Here is a 16,623-nt window from a genome sequence, read left to right on the forward strand (position 1 = left end):
GTACCGGTTCGATCAGGTAGCTGGAGATCTGACCGCTACGATAGATTTTGCCCGGTTCCACGACTCCAAAGCGTTTCGCCACTACCCGGTCTTCCAGAAGCTCTTCCCAGATCAGAACCCCTGTCGCAATGCACGCGCAGAGTATCAATGCCAGCTTCAGGAGCTTTCGAGAGAGGGGTTGCTGAACAGCAGGTTCAGTAGCGACGTCCTTGTCCGTAGTCTTCATCTTCAGCCTCTACAATATATAACTTGACTTTTAAAATCAGGAAAACAGGGTTCTCCCCTATGTCACGCATTGTAGTGGAAGAGATCAAATTATGAACAGAGGAAAATCCTGAACAAGCTTGAAGATCAGGCAGCTTCGAATGGGCTGGCATTTGCACTGGGGAAATATTTACACATCAGAATTCCCAGCTCATAGAGCAGAATCAGAGGCAGCATCATCAGGATCATACTCATCGGGTCAGCCGGTGTCATGAGCATGGAAATAATGGCAATGATCAAGATGGCCATGCGCCGTTTTTCATGGTAGTCCTGCAGACTGAATACGGAGATGCGTTCCAGAAACAGCATCACCAGTGGCAGCTGGAAACTGAGGCCGAACATCACGGGCAGCGTAATCGCAAAACTGATCCATTCAGACAGGCGGATCTGAGGATTGACTCCCAGCAGTTTATTGAAGCCCAGCAAAAAGTTGAGGACGAAAGGAAAGACAGCATAAAAGCAGAACAGCGCACCACCCAGAAACAGAAAAATACTCATGGGCAGGTAGATGTAGACGTATTTGCGTTCATGGGGATACAGGCCAGCCGCGACGAACAGCCAGATCTGATAGATAACCCAGGGGCTGGCAAAAACCAGTCCCGCAACAAATGAAACCTTCAGGTAAATCGTCGTAAATGCTTCCTGTACCGCCAGGGTCACCGGTTCAGCCATTGTTTCTTCCAGGCTGTCGATTCGATACTGATAATCGCGAAGAATTTTCTGCAGCGCTTTGGTTTCCGCAGTCTGTGGCTGTTTACTGTTCAGGCTGGCAATCAGCTCCTCTATGCTTGCGGACTGATTGGCATCTGGATTATCCGGATCCGCTTCCACTTCATGTGGTAATTTATCAAGATTGTATTCTCTTAATGCGGAGTCGATCGGAGCCCGGACCACGGCAACAATTTTGTGACCGATGAATAATGCCCCGACAACACAAATGGCAAGACCAATTAACGCTTTCCATAAATGAACGCGAAGGGCTTCGAGGTGATCCCCAAAGCTCATGGTAGATTCATCAAATAGATCGTGAGACTGTGGTTTCATCTGACTTTGCATTCTGGAGAGACCAATACCAAACAGCATCACCACGATCTGCGTTTCACGGGATGAGCGGTAACGGCATCAGTAAAATGAGCGGGTACTGTTCAGAACAAATGGAATAATGTAACTGGCTCCTGGGAAATTCACTAGGATTGCAGAAAGTGAATCAGGAGTACCCACTCCATTTGCCCGCTGGATGAGCAGGAGGGAAGAGCGGTGATGACTTATACTATTGTAAACAACCAGATCGGGCTGTCAACCAGAGGTATTCCGGAGATCCAGAAATCAGGGAGTTGCAGGTTCTGCAGGACCCGCTTCCATGGCAGGGTCAACGGGGGCTTCCGCGGCGGCGGGTTGAGCTTCCTCCTCAACAATAATCCCATTGTGAGCCATGCCCAGATAGAGAAGATTGCCCGAGATAAGAAATATGGTCCAGGTCATCATCACGTTTCCCATTTCTTTGTCGTCTTCTGCGTACGCCCAGCCCTTAACATACGCATACAAAGAAATGAATAAACCGAGTAAACATTGGCCGATACTATCTCGCTGGTTGATTTTGACCAGTGTCGTCCCAAAACAACCGAGAATGGTTAAGGAATTAATACCCAGAAGTACATACAGCAGCATCTCCGGCATCATGGGAACGAGGAAGTACAATGCTGCTCCCAGTCCGGCTCCGCCTCCCACTCCTGCTGTTGCCAGCTTCCAGCGGGCTGTCGCGGGGCCGGTCTTTTCCCGTTCTGCTTTAGAAACGTATTTGACTTCGTCCGCTTTGGTAATCAGGTTCAAGTCAGGCTTGCAATGTACAGCTAGTAAACCATTGACCCTTGCATTGTAAATTAATGTCGGGGCATAGAACATACAGGCCACTATCCACAGGATTGAAGGTACGATCAGAACTGATGGGTCAAGCTCTGCAGGAGTTTTCCCTGTGAACGGACCTTCTACGAAATCCTTAATCTTATTTTCCTCTGCATATTCCTTTGCACCGTTATCTCTGGCAATCGATGAGTTGTAGCGGACATTCGAGAAAAATGTATTTAAATCGTTACCGGACATGACACCTACTGCTGCCAGGCAGCCCAGCGCCGGAAGCGTCGTGACGATAAACACAAAGCACCAGAAGAACGCAGGCTTGAACAATTTCAGAAATGTTTTTACCAGTTTGTGCATCAGCCAGCCGGGGGTGGAGTCAACCACTGTCATATGGGGGATCGCCAGCGGGAACATCAGGAAAGTCGGGATGAATCCGATGGCAATGAGAATAGCGCCGGTGGGAACTGAACCATTTGAGATGAGATAAAAACCCATGGAACCCAAGATGGCCTGGGCAGGTAAACTGAACAGGATGATCCAGAAAATGAATTTGATTCCCAGTGCAGAACACAGGAAAAAGTCGAAATTGATTCGTTTCAATTTGTCTTTTTTCTGCAATGCATACCGGACAACTTCTGTCTGAATAAACCAGATCCAGCCGGGAATTGCCATGATTGAGACGAAGGCGATGAATCCCCAGAATGCGCGGGGAGGAGTTCGGTGACACCACATCATCATAAAGACTGAACAGTAAAACAACGTACTTGCGATGGCAGAGTAAATGAAAGTCTTGACTGCCAGTCCTTTATGATTTCCCAGAAATTTAGAAGCATCACCCCAGGATTTTGAATAAAAGTCTTCAATGGCAGGACCTTTGCGCCTGCGTTTCCGACGCGTCGCCTCACTCATGCGTCCTGTGCTGAGATCAACTCCGCAGTTAGCACATTCAATATCTTCTTCCCCGACATCATACCCACAGCGGGGGCAGATTTTCGCTGCCTTATCTTCGATCTTATCAATATCCAGGGTGGCCAGAAAATCATCGGTATCAGCGGGTTTGCTGGAACTGCTGCGTGTCTTGTTTGTCTTTGCCGCTGTGACTTTGACGGGCGCGCCGCATTCTTTACAACGTACTCGTTTACCTTCAGCTTCGTCTCTGACGGAAAAGGTAGTGTTACATTCTTTGCAGCGAACCTTGATAGGCATGTAAGACCTTTGAGATGTCTGGTGAGAATCCTCGAAATCAATTCCAGTCGACCTGCCCCTGAAAGGTTTTTTTATCCGGTTTCGGATCTGGGGATGTTACTAAGTCTGGCCGACTCTTTGTTTTCCAATTATCAGCAGAGCAAGGGGCATTTCGCAAGTGGACAGTGACTGAATTTCAAATGCTGATGATTTATCGTCGGGAATCCGTTCGAGTTTAATTCAACAAGGGATCGTATTGTTTTACCTTCAGCAGCCTCTGCATTTCGAACAATCGAGAACGCGTCTTCTGTTCCAGAGACAATCGGCGGCTCCTGCTGAAAAACGCCAGGGCTCGATCCAGGCAACGCGTTGCCCGACAGAAGCGGCCGGCAATCCAGAATAATTCACCCAGATGGACCAGATCCTGACCCATCTGGGTGAGATTATCTGTCTGTCTGTGGAGCACGTATGCTTTTCTGAGGCAGGAAATTGCAGAAACAGGATTTCCCTGAAGGCCTTTAACGATGCCCAGGTTTCCCCAGTCCGCTGCCTGGGAGTCCGCATCGCCATACAGGATCTCGCGTGAAAGTGATATGTTCAGTAGTTGTTCGGCCAGAGCGTAATCTTCCTGCTGAATCGCGTCATTGGCGCGACCTGTCAGATCACAGGCCGAGTCGTCCGAAAGGTGTTCCAGCTCTGCATGCAGGCTTTGATGATTTGTTGAACGTAGATCGCCCCAGGCAATGGAGTATTGCTGAAATTGTGCGGCTAACTCAAAGAAACTCAGGTTACGATACGCGACTGCCAGGTTATGGCAGGCGACGGATCTCAACCGATTGTTCCCCTGCTGTTGTGCTTCATCAAGTACAATCGAGAATTCTTCAATCGATTCCACGTGGGAGCCTGTTTCCAGCAGGAATTGTCCCAGATACAGGCTGCGTTCCCAGCGGGATGCTTTGTACTCGTTCGAGAAAAAAAGGGCTCGGGCTTCCTGAGGTTTTCCCTTTGATACCAGCAGTCGGGCGCGTTGAGTCAGTTGCATCAAAATGTCCGATGCTGCTGTTCTCGATGTAGGGGGCAATGAATCTGACACTGCAAACTCCTCTCGTATTTCTAATTCTGGTGATTGTAGAAATCTGAAACGAGAGAGAGTGTGTGTGAGATGAGTGCATTTGAGGGCGAGGATCCCTCTCACCTGAAGGAGAGATCCAGGCAAAAACTTTTTAGTAGCTTTATCGATATTACCTGTTTTGCCGATTGTGTCAATTGTAAAATAAATAATATCGAAACTGTTTGGAAAAATGCCAGTTTCTTAGTTTTCAGGGCTCATGGCTAATCAGGCGGGAAATGACAGGTTGCCTGAGATAGCCCGAACTCTCATGGGCATGTTCAATAATGGATTGTTAGATCATGTAGTCAGTCATCTCAATGAAGATCCAGATACCGAGCCTGCTGCCATAATGGCAGCAGGAATTCGGGTGTAATAGACTGTCCGGCAGGATTCTCAGAGGGCAGGATTTGGTTGCAAAAATTGTAACCGCCTGTCATTAAGAGTCTTATGGATTATTCTCTAAATAGGCACGGCTTTCGCAGCTAGGATTAGGACACTCCTGTCTGCACCTGCAGATATGAGTTGGCCATGTGTTGTTGTGGGATGGCAAAACCGCCACCACAGATCATAAATATATCCGATGTGAAGACATTCGAGTCAAAATTAAAATCTAGGAGATCCCAATGGCGAAGAAGGCTGCCAAAGCAAGTAAAGGCGCCCGGATTGTCCCTCTTGGTGACAAAGTCGTTCTGAAAAGAGAAGTTGCAGAGTCAACCACAGCAGGGGGGATTGTTCTTCCTGACAGTGCACAGGATAAGCCACAACGTGGTGAAGTGGTCGCCGTGGGAGATGGACACGTCAAATCTGATGGAACAAAACTTCCATTAACCGTCAAGGAAGGGGACCGTGTCATTTTCAGTCCTTATGGTGGGGACGAAATCAAAATTGGCGGAGAAGAGTATCTGTTGCTCCGCGAAAGTGACATTTTGGCAACTTACTAAGCTGCCCCTGTTTTAGTTATTAGCGGTAATCGCTCCCGATTCAGGTGAGCTGGTTACTCTTCCTTTCAAATTTCATACTGCGTACATGGAGAGATAGTGAAATGGCAAAGATGATTGCCTTCGATCAGGAAGCTCAAGAAGCGATGCGGCGCGGCATCAGTAAGCTGGCGCGAGCAGTTCGAGTCACGCTGGGTCCCAAAGGGCGTAACGTTATTCTTGAAAAAAGCTTTGGTTCCCCTACCGTAACGAAAGACGGTGTATCTGTCGCCCGTGAAATCGAACTGCCTGACAAGTTCGAAGACATGGGAGCCCGTATGGTGCGTGAAGTTGCCAGCAAAACTTCTGACATTGCCGGCGATGGAACCACCACTGCCACCATTATGGCAGAAGCTATTTACAACGAAGGTCTGAAATCGGTCGTGGCCGGTGTCAGCCCGATTGCCATGAAACGCGGCATGGATAAGGCCGTCGAAGACATTGTGGACAAGCTCCACAAGATGTCGATCGAATGCAAGAACAAAAAAGCGATTTCTCAGGTTGGTAAAGTCGCCTCCAATGGTGATGAAGAAATCGGCAAAATTCTTGCCGATGCCATGGAACAGGTTGGAAAAGACGGCGTGATTACCGTTGAAGAAGGCCAGAGCCTGCAGACCAGCTTTGAAGTCGTTGAAGGGATGCAGTTTGATCGCGGCTATCTGTCGCCTTACTTCGTTACCGATCCTCAGAGCATGTCCTGCGATCTGGAAGATGCTTACGTTCTGGTCCACGAAAAGAAGATTTCGAACATTAAAGACCTGGTTCCCGTGCTGGAAAAAGTCGTTAATGCCGGTAAACCACTGCTGATCATTGCTGAAGACATCGAAGGCGAAGCACTGTCGACGCTTGTGATCAACAAGCTGCGTGGTACTTTCCGTTGCTGTGCCGTGAAGGCACCTGGTTATGGCGATCGCCGTAAAGCAATGTTGCAGGATATCGCCATCATGGTGGGCGGCCAGGCGATCTTTGAAGATCTGGGGATTCAACTGGAAAACCTGCAGTTATCTGATCTGGGAACCGCTAAGAAGGTCTCCGTTGATAAAGACAACGCCACGATCATCGAAGGTGGCGGAAAGCCGGGCGAAATCAAATCCCGAATTGAACAGATCCGTCGTGAACTCGAAAATTCAACCAGCGATTACGACAAAGAAAAGCTGGAAGAACGGATCGCGAAGCTTTCCGGTGGTGTAGCCCAGATCAATGTGGGTGCTGCTACTGAAAGTGAAATGAAAGAAAAGAAAGCCCGCGTGGAAGATGCTCTGCATGCTGTCCGTGCTGCTGTTGCTGAAGGCATCCTGCCCGGCGGTGGTGTGGCCTTACTGCGATGTTCTGCTGCCTGCAAGCCTACCGGTCTTTCTCAGGAAGAAAAAGTGGGATACGAGATCATTCTGCGAGCCTGTCGTTCACCTCTGACATCCATTGCCAATAATGCCGGCGATGATGGCAGTGTCGTCTGCGAAAAGGTTTCGGAACTGGAAGGAAACATGGGCTACAATGCCGCAACTTCCAAGTACGAAGATCTGGTCAAAAGCGGAATCATTGACCCGACCCGTGTGACACGGTCTGCTTTGCAGAATTCGGCCAGTGTTTCGACCCTGCTGCTGACCAGCGATGCCCTGATCGCTGAAAAGGGCAAGGATGACCATGGCGACGACGATCTGCACTAAGCTCAGATTTCGTCCCGTTTTATAATAGATTGAAAGCACCCGACAGGAGACTGTCGGGTGCTTTTCGTATTCTTGATGGTCCAGGCGGCTCCGGCTCGCGAAGAGTTTATGGCGGTCCGGGTGGTTTTTCGTCCGGGTTTCAACAGTCCGGCGTCAGAATGTTAGAATGTGCGCATTGCGGACAGCAACTGATATTAGTACCATTTGCATCAATCCCGAGTTCCGTCAAATCATTGTTTACTCCTTCATTTCCAGAAGATTGGTAGAGTTTCGTGGCAAGAGAAAAAGTAGTTTTGGCATACAGTGGTGGCCTGGATACTTCAGTCGCCGTCAAGTGGATCAATGAAAAATACAACATGGACGTGATCACTTATACCTGTGATCTCGGCCAGGGTCGCGATGTGGATGGAATCAAGGAAAAAGCGATCAAAACCGGTGCTGTTGAAGCCGTCATTGAAGACACAAAAAACATGTTTGTGGACTTCTTTGTCTGGCCTTCTCTGATGACGGGGACAATGTATGAAGGAAAATACCCGCTGGCAACGGCGCTGGGACGTCCTCTGATTGCTCATCGTATGGTGGAAGTCGCCAAGGAGCACGGTGCGACGGCAGTAGCACACGGCTGTACCGGCAAAGGAAATGACCAGGTTCGATTTGATGTATCGTTTCAGACACTGGCGCCCCATTTGAAAATTATTGCACCGGTGCGTGAATGGAAATGGACACGTACTGAAGAATTACAGTACGCCAAAGAGCATGGCATCGAAGTGGAAGCCACGAAGGAAAGCATTTTCAGCATCGACCAGAACTTATGGGGACGATCTGTAGAAGCAGGTGTCCTGGAAGATCCCTGGGTCGCCCCGCCTAAAGAAGCCTATAAGTGGACGGTTTCTCCCCAGGATGCTCCCAACCAGCCCGTGGAAGTCACAATCGAATTTGAGCAGGGACGGCCAATTGCCATCGATGGAAAAGAGATGGACGGCGCTGATCTGATTCTGCACCTGAATAAGATCGGTGGCGAAAACGGCGTCGGTCGCATCGATCATGTTGAGAACCGTCTGGTAGGGATCAAAAGCCGCGAAATTTATGAAGCGCCTGCTGCTGTGATTCTGCATAATGCCCACCGTGAACTGGAATACCTCACACTGAGCAGGCAGGCTCTGCGGTTTAAGACTTATGTCAGCCAGACCTGCAGCGACATCATTTATGATGGCCTGTGGTATAGTTCCTTCCACCAGGACCTGATGGGCTTTGTCGAAAAGAATCAGCGGTTTGTCTCAGGCACCGTGCGGGTTTCGCTGTATAAAGGAAATCATACAGTGACCGGTTTGAAAAGTGAGCACAGTCTTTACAGTCCTGAGCTGGCAACCTACGAAGAGGGTGACCAGTTCCCTCATGAAACCGCACTGGGTTTCATCAGGATCCATGGGCTGGCTCAGCAGACCCAGGCACGTCAACAGTTATTGAAAGGGGAGCCCAGCTCCAAGCCAACCCGGATTATGCCCCCCAGTCAATCTGACAAATCCTGATAGAACTGGTTACAGACGCTCGTCAACCTGTATTGGATCTCATACGTAGATTGCTATCATCTGCAATGAGAAATGATTCGGGCCAACTTTAACACATGTGGTCGCATGATGGATCAAACGACACAGAAAGGACGGACCATCGCAATCGGTGATATTCACGGTTGTGATGTTGCGCTGGGGATGATTTTATATCACCTCGAATTAACCCGGGAGGATACGTTTATTTGCCTGGGCGATGCGGTTGACCGGGGACCTGGTACCAAACATGTGATTGAGATTTTGCTGGATCTCAAAGCCACCTGCAAGCTGATTATGATCAAAGGCAATCATGAAGAGATGATGCTGGATGGCCTGCAGGGGGGGCACTGGGAATCAATCTGGCTGCAGCATGGCGGTAAAGAAGCAATCAACTCCTACGGGGGACGCTACGATCTCATCCCTGAAGAGCATCGTATTTTTATGGCAACTGCCCTGGATTATTACGAGACGGACACGGACATTTTTGTCCATGCAACGGCTGTTCCCGGCACTCCCCTGGAAGACCTGACAAAACAGGAACTCCGCTGGGACCGGATCACAGGTGAAGAAGAACCGGATCCTTCCGGGCGTCGCATCATCTGCGGGCATACAGCACAGAAATCAGGAAAACCACTGGTATTTGATGGCTGGGCCTGTCTGGATACCGCTGCTTATCGGGGAAACTATCTGACCGCGATCGACGTGCATACCAATGAGCTGTTTCAGGCCAAACAGTCAGGAAAATATCGGGATGGCAAAACCCTCGAACGTTATCTTATCAAGTAACTCTGGTCATGCAGCAGAATGCTGTCTGCGTTCATGCAATAAGCCGATCAGTTTGTCAGGTGCATGACCACCATCTTTTCTTCGCTCATTTCCTGAATGGCATATTTAGGGCCTTCTTTGCCTGTGCCGCTGTGTTTTAATCCTCCGTAGGGCATGGCATCAGCCCGCCACTGGCTGGACCAGTTGATGTGCAGATTTCCGCTTTCCACTTCCCGGGCAAATTTCATGGCCCGATCAATATCCTGTGTAAAGATCCCGGCTGCCAGCCCGTAGGTCGTATTGTTGGCCATTTGAATCGCATGCTCGATATCATCAAAGTAAGACAGCGCTACTGCCGGGCCGAAGATTTCATCTTTTTCGACCTGCATCTCCGGGCTGGTATTGTCCAGAATCGTCGGGGCATAGATGGACCCCTGGCGTGTTCCCCCTGTGACCAGCCGCGCTCCCTGACTGATTGCTTCATTGACCCATTGTTCGACACGGGTGGCATCTGTTTCACGAACCATGGGGCCGATTTTTGTTGACTCTTCCAACTGGTTACCGGTGTGCAGGACATCGACTTTTGATTTCAACAGATCTACAAAATCCGACTTGATCGCAGAAGAGGTCAGGATGCGCTGGGCAGAGATGCAGACCTGGCCGGCGTTGGCATACCCGGCCATACTGACTGCGGTCGCCGCCTTTTCCAGGTCGGCATCATCCATGATAATCACCGGGCTGTTGCTGCCGAGTTCCATGGTGACTTTCTTCAATCCTGCCATTTCGCAAATTTTCGTTCCCACCTCATAACTGCCTGTAAAGCTGATTTTGCGAATTCGGGAATCCGTACAAATGGCGCGACCAATTTCCCCACCCGGGCCGGTAATACAGGCGATTGCTTCTTTAGGCAAACCGGCTTCCAGTAGCAGCTCTGTCAACTTGAGGGCCGACAAGGGAGTGTCGCTGGCCGGCTTGATGAGAATGGCGTTCCCCGCGGCAATGGCAGGGCCCACTTTGTGGCAGACGAGATTTAAAGGGAAATTGAAAGGAGTAATGGCAGCGACAATTCCACAGGGGACACGTAGAGTAAATCCGAGCTTGTTCTGTCCTCCGGCGTTCCCTTCAAAGGGAATCATTTCCCCCGTCATGCGGCGGGCTTCTTCTCCTGAAAGACGAATCACTTCCGCGCTGCGAATTGCTTCGACCTGGCTCTCGGCCAGAATTTTACCTTCCTCGAGACTGATGGTCCGTGCGAAATCATCTTTCCGCTCCAGCATCAATTCAGACGCTTTCTGCAGAATCTGGCTGCGATCATATGCGGTCATGGATTTCATGATGCGGGCTCCCTGTTCCAGGACCGAAACCGCTTTCAACACATCAGCGCCGCTTCCCCTCGGGATCGTGTCAATCACCGACTGGTCAAAGGGGTTGATCACGTTGATTGTTTGAGAGGTTTCCTGCCATTGTCCTGCGCAAAACATTTTCATATTGATCAATCCTTCATGGGATGGGGGAGTCGCAATTTTCACAAAATCCAGACAATTTCAGAATAGACGTGCCAGCAGATTCTGGCAACCCAGCCAGACAGCGGATTTCATTCCTGAAGCAACGAAATATCGCTAAGTAGCATATGGGGAAAGTCTTATGTCTGCCGTATCGAAATAGATATTGATCTTGGCAGAAATCCGCAGTTCTGTTAGAAAACGTCTGTTTCTCAGGGGGGCGTTCTGTCTCCCGGTTCCTTTCTCTCAATCATCTGCCGTGGCGATCACATCGCGGCAGTGAATTGCCTTCGACAATTTTTCCTTCTATCAGGTGGATATGATCATGGCCAACCTTCGATGTGTGGCGCCGTGGATGGTATGCAGTATCGCAATTTTTCTTGCAGGCTCTGGTTGTGAAACGCTGCCGGAGTGGGATTCTGAAACGATGCCCGCGACCCACCAGGCGGAAAAACGGATCAATCGGGCAGAAGAATACCGTACACGGTTTCAAACAAAGCGAGATCCCAAAGCTTTGAACTGGATTCTCAAGAACCGTCTGTACTCGGGTATGTCCCGGAACAGCGTGGAAAAAGAGATCGGCGAAGAAGGGGAATTTCAGGAAGCTTCCAAGTGGCTTAAAGCTACTGGCGGAACGTTTCGCACATCAGACGAAGCATATCGCTGGGGACCCGACGAAAGTGGTCGCAGTGTCTACCTGATCTTCAGGGATGATGTTCTGGTCAACTTTGATCCCAAAGACTTTGATCTGGAATAGGCTCAGTCGTTACTGTATCTGTACCAGGTCTTTTTCTTTTTCACGATTCAGCCTCAGTTGTCCGCAGGCAGCATCGATATCATCGCCCTTGCGTTTCCGAACCGTTACATTGACGCCCCCTTTCGCGAGTGTCATGAAAAAACGGTCCACGGCTTCCGTTGTCGGGGTCTGATACCCTGTCTCCTGAACTCCATTGGCGGGGATCAGATTCACATGGGCATTGCGATGTTTCAGCAGGCAGGCCAGTTCATGTGCCTGAGCGGGACTGTCGTTAACTCCTGCCAGCAGAATATATTCAAAAGTAACACGTCTGCCGGTCGTCACATAATAATAGTCGGTGGCATCAAGAATCTTTTGAATACCGATTTTGTTGTTAGTGGGAACAATCTGATCTCGCAGTGTGTCATTGGGGGCGTGCAGCGAAACGGCGAGGATGTAAGATTTGTTGACGTCTGCCAGTTCGCGGATTTTGACGGGCAGGCCTACTGTTGAGACCGTAATTTTACGGGCTCCGATGCCCATTCCGCCTTTATGATTCAAAGTATCAAGCGCGGGGATCAGGGCTGACAGGTTCGCCAGCGGTTCACCGATTCCCATGACGACGATATTTGAAATGCGTTCTTCTTCCCCGATTACCCGATCCAGTCTTAAAATCTGTTCCAGGATTTCACCCATCGTCAGATTTCGGGTTAAGCCCAGCAGCCCGCTGGCACAGAAGACGCAGCCCATGGCACAGCCCACCTGGGTACTGATGCAAACCGTATTTCGTTTTGGTTCACGCATCAGAACACATTCGACGTGATGTCCGTCATGCAGTTCGAGCAGGAGCTTTTCCGTACGATCTCGGGAGGTCTGATGTTTCACAATACGGGTCGAGAAGAGCCGATAGTTTTCTTTGAGTAGATCACGAAACTTCTTGGAAATATCGTGCATTGCATCAAAGTCATTCACGCGTTTAGTGAAGATCCAACGACGGATCTGGTCTGCGCGATACGAGGAAGATCCATGCTCAATACACCATTCCGCGAGCTGATCCCGGGTTAAATCGGTAATCAGAGGGAGCATTGAGGCTTCTGATGCAGAAGTCTGTGGAATCTCATTTTCAGAAGGCAGCATTATGAAGCTCAAAAACGTGGGGTTCGCAGTCAATCCAAATCGCGGCGAACAGGTTTTGCAAATCATTCCGAGTCGGAATAAAAAAGCCCGAAATCTTGTTCAGGCTCACAGGTCTCTGTGGTTATCATACTCGAGGCCAGACCAGATGACTACTATTTCCGTGCGTACTTTTCTGATTCCGACAGAGCGAACGTGATCAGCCAGGTTGTTTTACGGTACATCCGTCTCTTCGGGAGGAGCAGGAAAGCTGACCACAGTCCCTTTTTTCTTTTGTGGGCTCATTGGTTTGTCGTCGGTTTCCAGATCGAACGAGAGTGCAGGAATCGGGGGAGGAGAGCTCGGCATTGCTGGCAAGTCAGGTGTAGACAGGTCCGGGATTGCCAGTGTGGGCAGTTTCGGTGCGGACTGTGCCTGTAACGGCTGTTGTTCTGAAATGAGTTGTGGTTGAGGACTGCTTTCTGATAACTGTGGTGTTTCAGGAGGGCGAGCAGGAGTCTGCCGCACAATTCGTCGCCCATCATCTTCTATGGCATTCCCGTTAAACGCGATCTTCTGTCCCTGGATTTCTGCACCCACGATGCGATAGTGCTGTCCGGGAGGCGCTTTCAGGGCACTGATCAGATTTCCGGAGTCCGGCTGATTTCGGTCGTGTGGTGCGGAAGAGAGCATGAGTTCCAGGCTGGATCCATCGGGATATTTCAAACGCAGCTTAGGCTGGGAATAGGCCACGTTTGTATTTCCAAAAGGGTTTCCAAACTCCGCCACGCGCTCAAACCGTGCTTGAACTTCATTATTTCCGGCTGCCATTCGCGGACGGGTATAGGTTTTATTTGCCATTACTAATTCTGCATTCGACATATGCAAATGCCAGTTCCCTGTTGAAGCAATCACAAGGTCATCTGCTCCGAAATGGAGTTGAGGGTAAACGTACAGAGAAGATGCGATTTGAGACGCTGCCACCGGGGGCATTCTCTCGGCTCCCAGGAACATGGCACATTGGATCAATGTGGGTACAGGAACAGCCTGTACGATTTTGGGCTGATTCAATTGTGCCATCATTTTCGTTTTGTCATTCGTGGCATAATACAGAGAGAGTAACGCGACTGAACTCTGGTTTGTCTCCAAGTCCACATCCAGGTTACGCAGAATGGCCTCTTCTGCTTCGTCATGTTGCTGGTACTTCTGCAGAATCCGAGAGCAGAGCAGGTTCGCTTCCCAGACATCGCTGGAGTAGGTCTGCGATTTGAGCGCCATTTTGGCTGCATCCGGTTGTCCCAGGTAATCACGGATTCCGGCGAGATTCGCTGTTCCCGACGCCAGCATATCATCACGACGAAAATATCCGTCACCCAGATTTGCGAGTTCGGTATAAGTATGAGAGGCGGCAAAGAGCTGTCCCTGAGCCTGCTGGGTGCGCGCCACGTAATACCAGTAGGGTGGATAATGACTCATGAAGCGTTCCAGGCGCTTTAAAATTCGCAGACGAACACGCGGGTTCTGTTCCTGCATTGCCTGGTCCAGAGTCTCCAGATCGTCGTCTCGAATCAACCAGTCATCGGGGATGTTTTTTTCCTGTGCCAGTTTCCAGAACGTATCCAGAAACAGGGTGGAGCGGGAAATGACCGCTTCCATACGTTGTTTGTCTACTTTCCAGACATCCAGGTCTTTCTGGGCTTCCACATTGCGATAATCCCACCAGCTGTTGGCTCCATTTCGGATCGCGCTGCCGAATTGCATCGTCAACACATCGGTTGTCAAAGCCAGGGCATTGGTGGCGACTTTCTGGCGGGCGTGATACTTGTGCTTATTTTTGAAGTATTCCCGTTCCTGTTCTGCAATCTGGACCTGACCAATTTCGTCCAGAACGGCAGAGTAGAGTTGGACGACTTTTTCGTCTCCAATTCCGTTCAGATTCAAATTGTTCAGAATCTTTTCCCGCTCTTCATACATGACTTCTTTGGTGCCCGATTTCTTGATGCGATAGAAAGAGGCACGGCAGTAATTGAGCGCAATGGCTGTCTTACTGGCAGTCGGGTCAGGTTCTTTTCGGGTTTCCTCGGCATGTAACAGAACCAGAGCGGGGCCGCTGAGAATCAAGGCCATCAGCAATCGAATTGTTATGCTTCGAAATAGAGTCGGCATATGATCTCCTTAACTGCCGATCAGTGTCAGTATTATGGCAGGAGTTTGGTAAATGTCGCGGATGCTTTGCACATCAATGCAGGAAATTAATTTCATCTCCTTAAATCTACACGACGATTAGCGCACCAGTGGGATTTACCGACCATTTTTAATGATTTTTCGAGTGGTACAACGACTGGCTTTCCGATTGTGTAAAATAGGTTGAGTCTGGTGCCTGTTGCGACGGGGGAGCGTTCACTTCAGATTGCGGGCAGCCATAAAAAAATCTCACTGACTTCGGTGTGAAATCAGTGAGATCAAGTATGAGGCAGGGTTCTTTTTTCAGGCCGCTTTGGAAACGCGCGGAGTTTCTGAATAAAGTGTAGGGAATTGTTGTGAAGAAAGTCGGCCCAGGCTTACGGCGATTCCACGAACGACCGTTTCCTGTTGAACTTCCGTCAATTCCGAGAAAATCGGCAGAGCCAGACATTCACTGGTGACCAGTTCGGTCTGAGGCAGATCTCCGGGCTTGCAGCCGAGATATTCAAAACATTGCTGCAAATGAAGTGGGCGAGGGTAATAAATCGCACAACCAATATGCTTTTCACGCAGATCCTGGAGTACTTTATCCCGTTGTCCCCCTTTCACACGCACGCTGTACTGGTTGTATACGTGGCGTCGATCAGGGAGAACTGTGGGAGGTTCGATACAGTCCAGCAGCTGGTAATGTCGAAATAAGGCATTGTAGCGTCTGGCGTTTTCCTGACGTTCCTTCGTCCACTTATCAAGGTGACGCAGTTTGACACGCAGAACCGCAGCCTGCAATGCATCCAGGCGGCTGTTAATTCCAATTTCGGCATGCTGGTAACCACCCAGGTCGCCATGTACCCGCAAGCGTCTGATACGTGTTGCCAGATCCGGATCGTCAGTTGTTACTAAACCACCATCGCCGGCTCCCCCCAGGTTTTTAGTGGGGAAGAAACTGAAGCAGCCCACGGTACCAAGAACACCAGCGCGTCGACCACGGTATTCAGCGCCAATCGCTTGAGCAGCATCCTCGATGACAGGAATTCCATTGCGAACGGCGTTTCTCCAGATGGGCTCCATATCGGCGCATTGCCCGAAAATATGGACCGGCATAATGGCTTTCGTCCGCTCGGTGATTTTACTTTCAATCGATTCCGGACACAGATTGAAGCTGACAGGATCAATATCTGCAAACACCGGTGTGGCACCGACGCGGGCAATACAACTGCCCGTGGCAAAAAATGTAAAGGGGCTGGTAATGACCTCATCACCAGGGCCGATTTCCAAAGCCATCAGTGCCAGCAGTAACGCATCGGTTCCCGAGGCGACCCCGATGGCATTTCGGGAATCACAATATTCTGCAATATCGGACTCAAACTCGGCAACTTCGTCACCCAGTACGAAAGCCTGATCATCGAAGACTTTCAGGACGGCTTCCTGAACCTCCGATTTGATTCTCTGATATTGTGCGACAAGATTGATGAAGGGGACTGGGGTGGGGGTATTGTTTGTCATTCAGCGACTCCATTCGCTATGGGAATCCGGGGGGTTCCGTGCACAAAAACCGGTAAAATTGGTAGTTTTGAGAGATTTGGTACACCAAATTATCGGGTTAGACAATGAGAGATCGACTGTCTTGAGGGGGTTTCCATCCTGGAATTCTCAATAGCAAATCGAAATTTCGTTGGTAGATTATGTCGAGAACCGGTTTGTGTCAATATGTGTCG

13 protein-coding genes are annotated in these 16,623 nt (G+C 49.8%); 5 read left to right on the plus strand and 8 right to left on the minus strand.

Annotated features, from left to right (window positions below):
- From AACZ40_RS15425 to AACZ40_RS15440, 4 genes are all read right to left on the minus strand, one after another.
- Positions 1–226, minus strand: a 226-nt coding sequence (locus AACZ40_RS15425; protein ID WP_339674913.1) for a hypothetical protein, incomplete at its 3' end; no start/stop codon positions are given.
- Between the two features lie 125 nt (positions 227–351).
- Positions 352–1,308, minus strand: a complete 957-nt coding sequence (gene tatC, locus AACZ40_RS15430; RefSeq protein ID WP_291170193.1) for a twin-arginine translocase subunit TatC — start codon at positions 1,306–1,308, stop codon at positions 352–354.
- 282 nt (positions 1,309–1,590) lie between these two features.
- On the minus strand, positions 1,591–3,327 hold the full coding sequence (locus AACZ40_RS15435) for a hypothetical protein (RefSeq protein ID WP_291170195.1): 1,737 nt from the start codon (positions 3,325–3,327) through the stop codon (positions 1,591–1,593).
- Positions 3,328–3,541: 214 nt separating this feature from the next.
- Positions 3,542–4,348, minus strand: coding sequence for a hypothetical protein (locus AACZ40_RS15440; RefSeq protein WP_291170197.1), 807 nt, complete (start codon positions 4,346–4,348; stop codon positions 3,542–3,544).
- Positions 4,349–5,040: 692 nt separating this feature from the next.
- Between AACZ40_RS15440 and groES the strand changes: the two genes are divergently transcribed.
- The 4 genes from groES (at position 5,041) to AACZ40_RS15460 (ending at position 9,394) form a co-directional block, all read left to right on the plus strand.
- Positions 5,041–5,358 (plus strand): co-chaperone GroES, encoded by a 318-nt coding sequence (groES, locus tag AACZ40_RS15445; protein WP_002647314.1) that lies wholly within the window; start codon positions 5,041–5,043, stop codon positions 5,356–5,358.
- Positions 5,359–5,459: 101 nt separating this feature from the next.
- Positions 5,460–7,061, plus strand: coding sequence for a chaperonin GroEL (gene groL, locus AACZ40_RS15450; protein ID WP_291170200.1), 1,602 nt, complete (start codon positions 5,460–5,462; stop codon positions 7,059–7,061).
- Positions 7,062–7,333: 272 nt separating this feature from the next.
- Positions 7,334–8,590, plus strand: coding sequence for an argininosuccinate synthase (locus AACZ40_RS15455; protein WP_291170201.1), 1,257 nt, complete (start codon positions 7,334–7,336; stop codon positions 8,588–8,590).
- A gap of 105 nt (positions 8,591–8,695) precedes the next feature.
- Positions 8,696–9,394, plus strand: coding sequence for a metallophosphoesterase family protein (locus tag AACZ40_RS15460; RefSeq protein ID WP_291170203.1), 699 nt, complete (start codon positions 8,696–8,698; stop codon positions 9,392–9,394).
- A gap of 47 nt (positions 9,395–9,441) precedes the next feature.
- On the opposite strand, the gene AACZ40_RS15465 is transcribed toward AACZ40_RS15460, so the two are convergent.
- Positions 9,442–10,860 (minus strand): aldehyde dehydrogenase family protein, encoded by a 1,419-nt coding sequence (locus AACZ40_RS15465; protein ID WP_339674919.1) that lies wholly within the window; start codon positions 10,858–10,860, stop codon positions 9,442–9,444.
- A 340-nt stretch (positions 10,861–11,200) separates the two neighbouring features.
- On the opposite strand from AACZ40_RS15465, the gene AACZ40_RS15470 reads away from it, so the two are divergent.
- A complete protein-coding gene (locus AACZ40_RS15470) occupies positions 11,201–11,632 on the plus strand; it encodes a hypothetical protein (protein ID WP_291170207.1) in 432 nt (143 codons plus the stop codon).
- Positions 11,633–11,641: 9 nt separating this feature from the next.
- Here AACZ40_RS15470 and rlmN read toward each other — a convergent pair whose 3' ends face one another.
- The 3 genes from rlmN to AACZ40_RS15485 form a co-directional block, all read right to left on the minus strand.
- Positions 11,642–12,697, minus strand: coding sequence for a 23S rRNA (adenine(2503)-C(2))-methyltransferase RlmN (gene rlmN / locus AACZ40_RS15475; RefSeq protein WP_291170209.1), 1,056 nt, complete (start codon positions 12,695–12,697; stop codon positions 11,642–11,644).
- A gap of 261 nt (positions 12,698–12,958) precedes the next feature.
- Positions 12,959–14,890: a hypothetical protein gene (locus AACZ40_RS15480; RefSeq protein WP_291170211.1), complete on the minus strand. Its 1,932-nt coding sequence runs from the start codon at positions 14,888–14,890 to the stop codon at positions 12,959–12,961.
- 321 nt (positions 14,891–15,211) lie between these two features.
- Positions 15,212–16,411 carry a DegT/DnrJ/EryC1/StrS family aminotransferase gene (locus AACZ40_RS15485; RefSeq protein ID WP_291170213.1) on the minus strand — a complete coding sequence of 400 codons (1,200 nt, stop codon included), beginning with the start codon at positions 16,409–16,411 and terminating at the stop codon, positions 15,212–15,214.
- Positions 16,412–16,623: the final 212 nt, after the last annotated feature.

It is taken from the genome of uncultured Gimesia sp., assembly GCF_963972345.1.
Taxonomy (GTDB): Bacteria; Planctomycetota; Planctomycetia; order Planctomycetales; family Planctomycetaceae; genus Gimesia.

Coding starts and splice junctions, on each gene's coding strand:
- AACZ40_RS15440 (WP_291170197.1), bottom strand. CDS start 4,348: ATGCAACTGACTCAACGCGCCCGACTGCTGGTATCAAAGGGAAAACCT.
- AACZ40_RS15460 (WP_291170203.1), top strand. CDS start 8,696: ATGATGGATCAAACGACACAGAAAGGACGGACCATCGCAATCGGTGAT.
- AACZ40_RS15485 (WP_291170213.1), bottom strand. CDS start 16,411: ATGACAAACAATACCCCCACCCCAGTCCCCTTCATCAATCTTGTCGCA.
- groES (WP_002647314.1), top strand. CDS start 5,041: ATGGCGAAGAAGGCTGCCAAAGCAAGTAAAGGCGCCCGGATTGTCCCT.
- AACZ40_RS15465 (WP_339674919.1), bottom strand. CDS start 10,860: ATGAAAATGTTTTGCGCAGGACAATGGCAGGAAACCTCTCAAACAATC.
- rlmN (WP_291170209.1), bottom strand. CDS start 12,697: ATGCTCCCTCTGATTACCGATTTAACCCGGGATCAGCTCGCGGAATGG.
- AACZ40_RS15470 (WP_291170207.1), top strand. CDS start 11,201: ATGGCCAACCTTCGATGTGTGGCGCCGTGGATGGTATGCAGTATCGCA.
- tatC (WP_291170193.1), bottom strand. CDS start 1,308: ATGAAACCACAGTCTCACGATCTATTTGATGAATCTACCATGAGCTTT.
- groL (WP_291170200.1), top strand. CDS start 5,460: ATGGCAAAGATGATTGCCTTCGATCAGGAAGCTCAAGAAGCGATGCGG.
- AACZ40_RS15435 (WP_291170195.1), bottom strand. CDS start 3,327: ATGCCTATCAAGGTTCGCTGCAAAGAATGTAACACTACCTTTTCCGTC.
- AACZ40_RS15480 (WP_291170211.1), bottom strand. CDS start 14,890: ATGCCGACTCTATTTCGAAGCATAACAATTCGATTGCTGATGGCCTTG.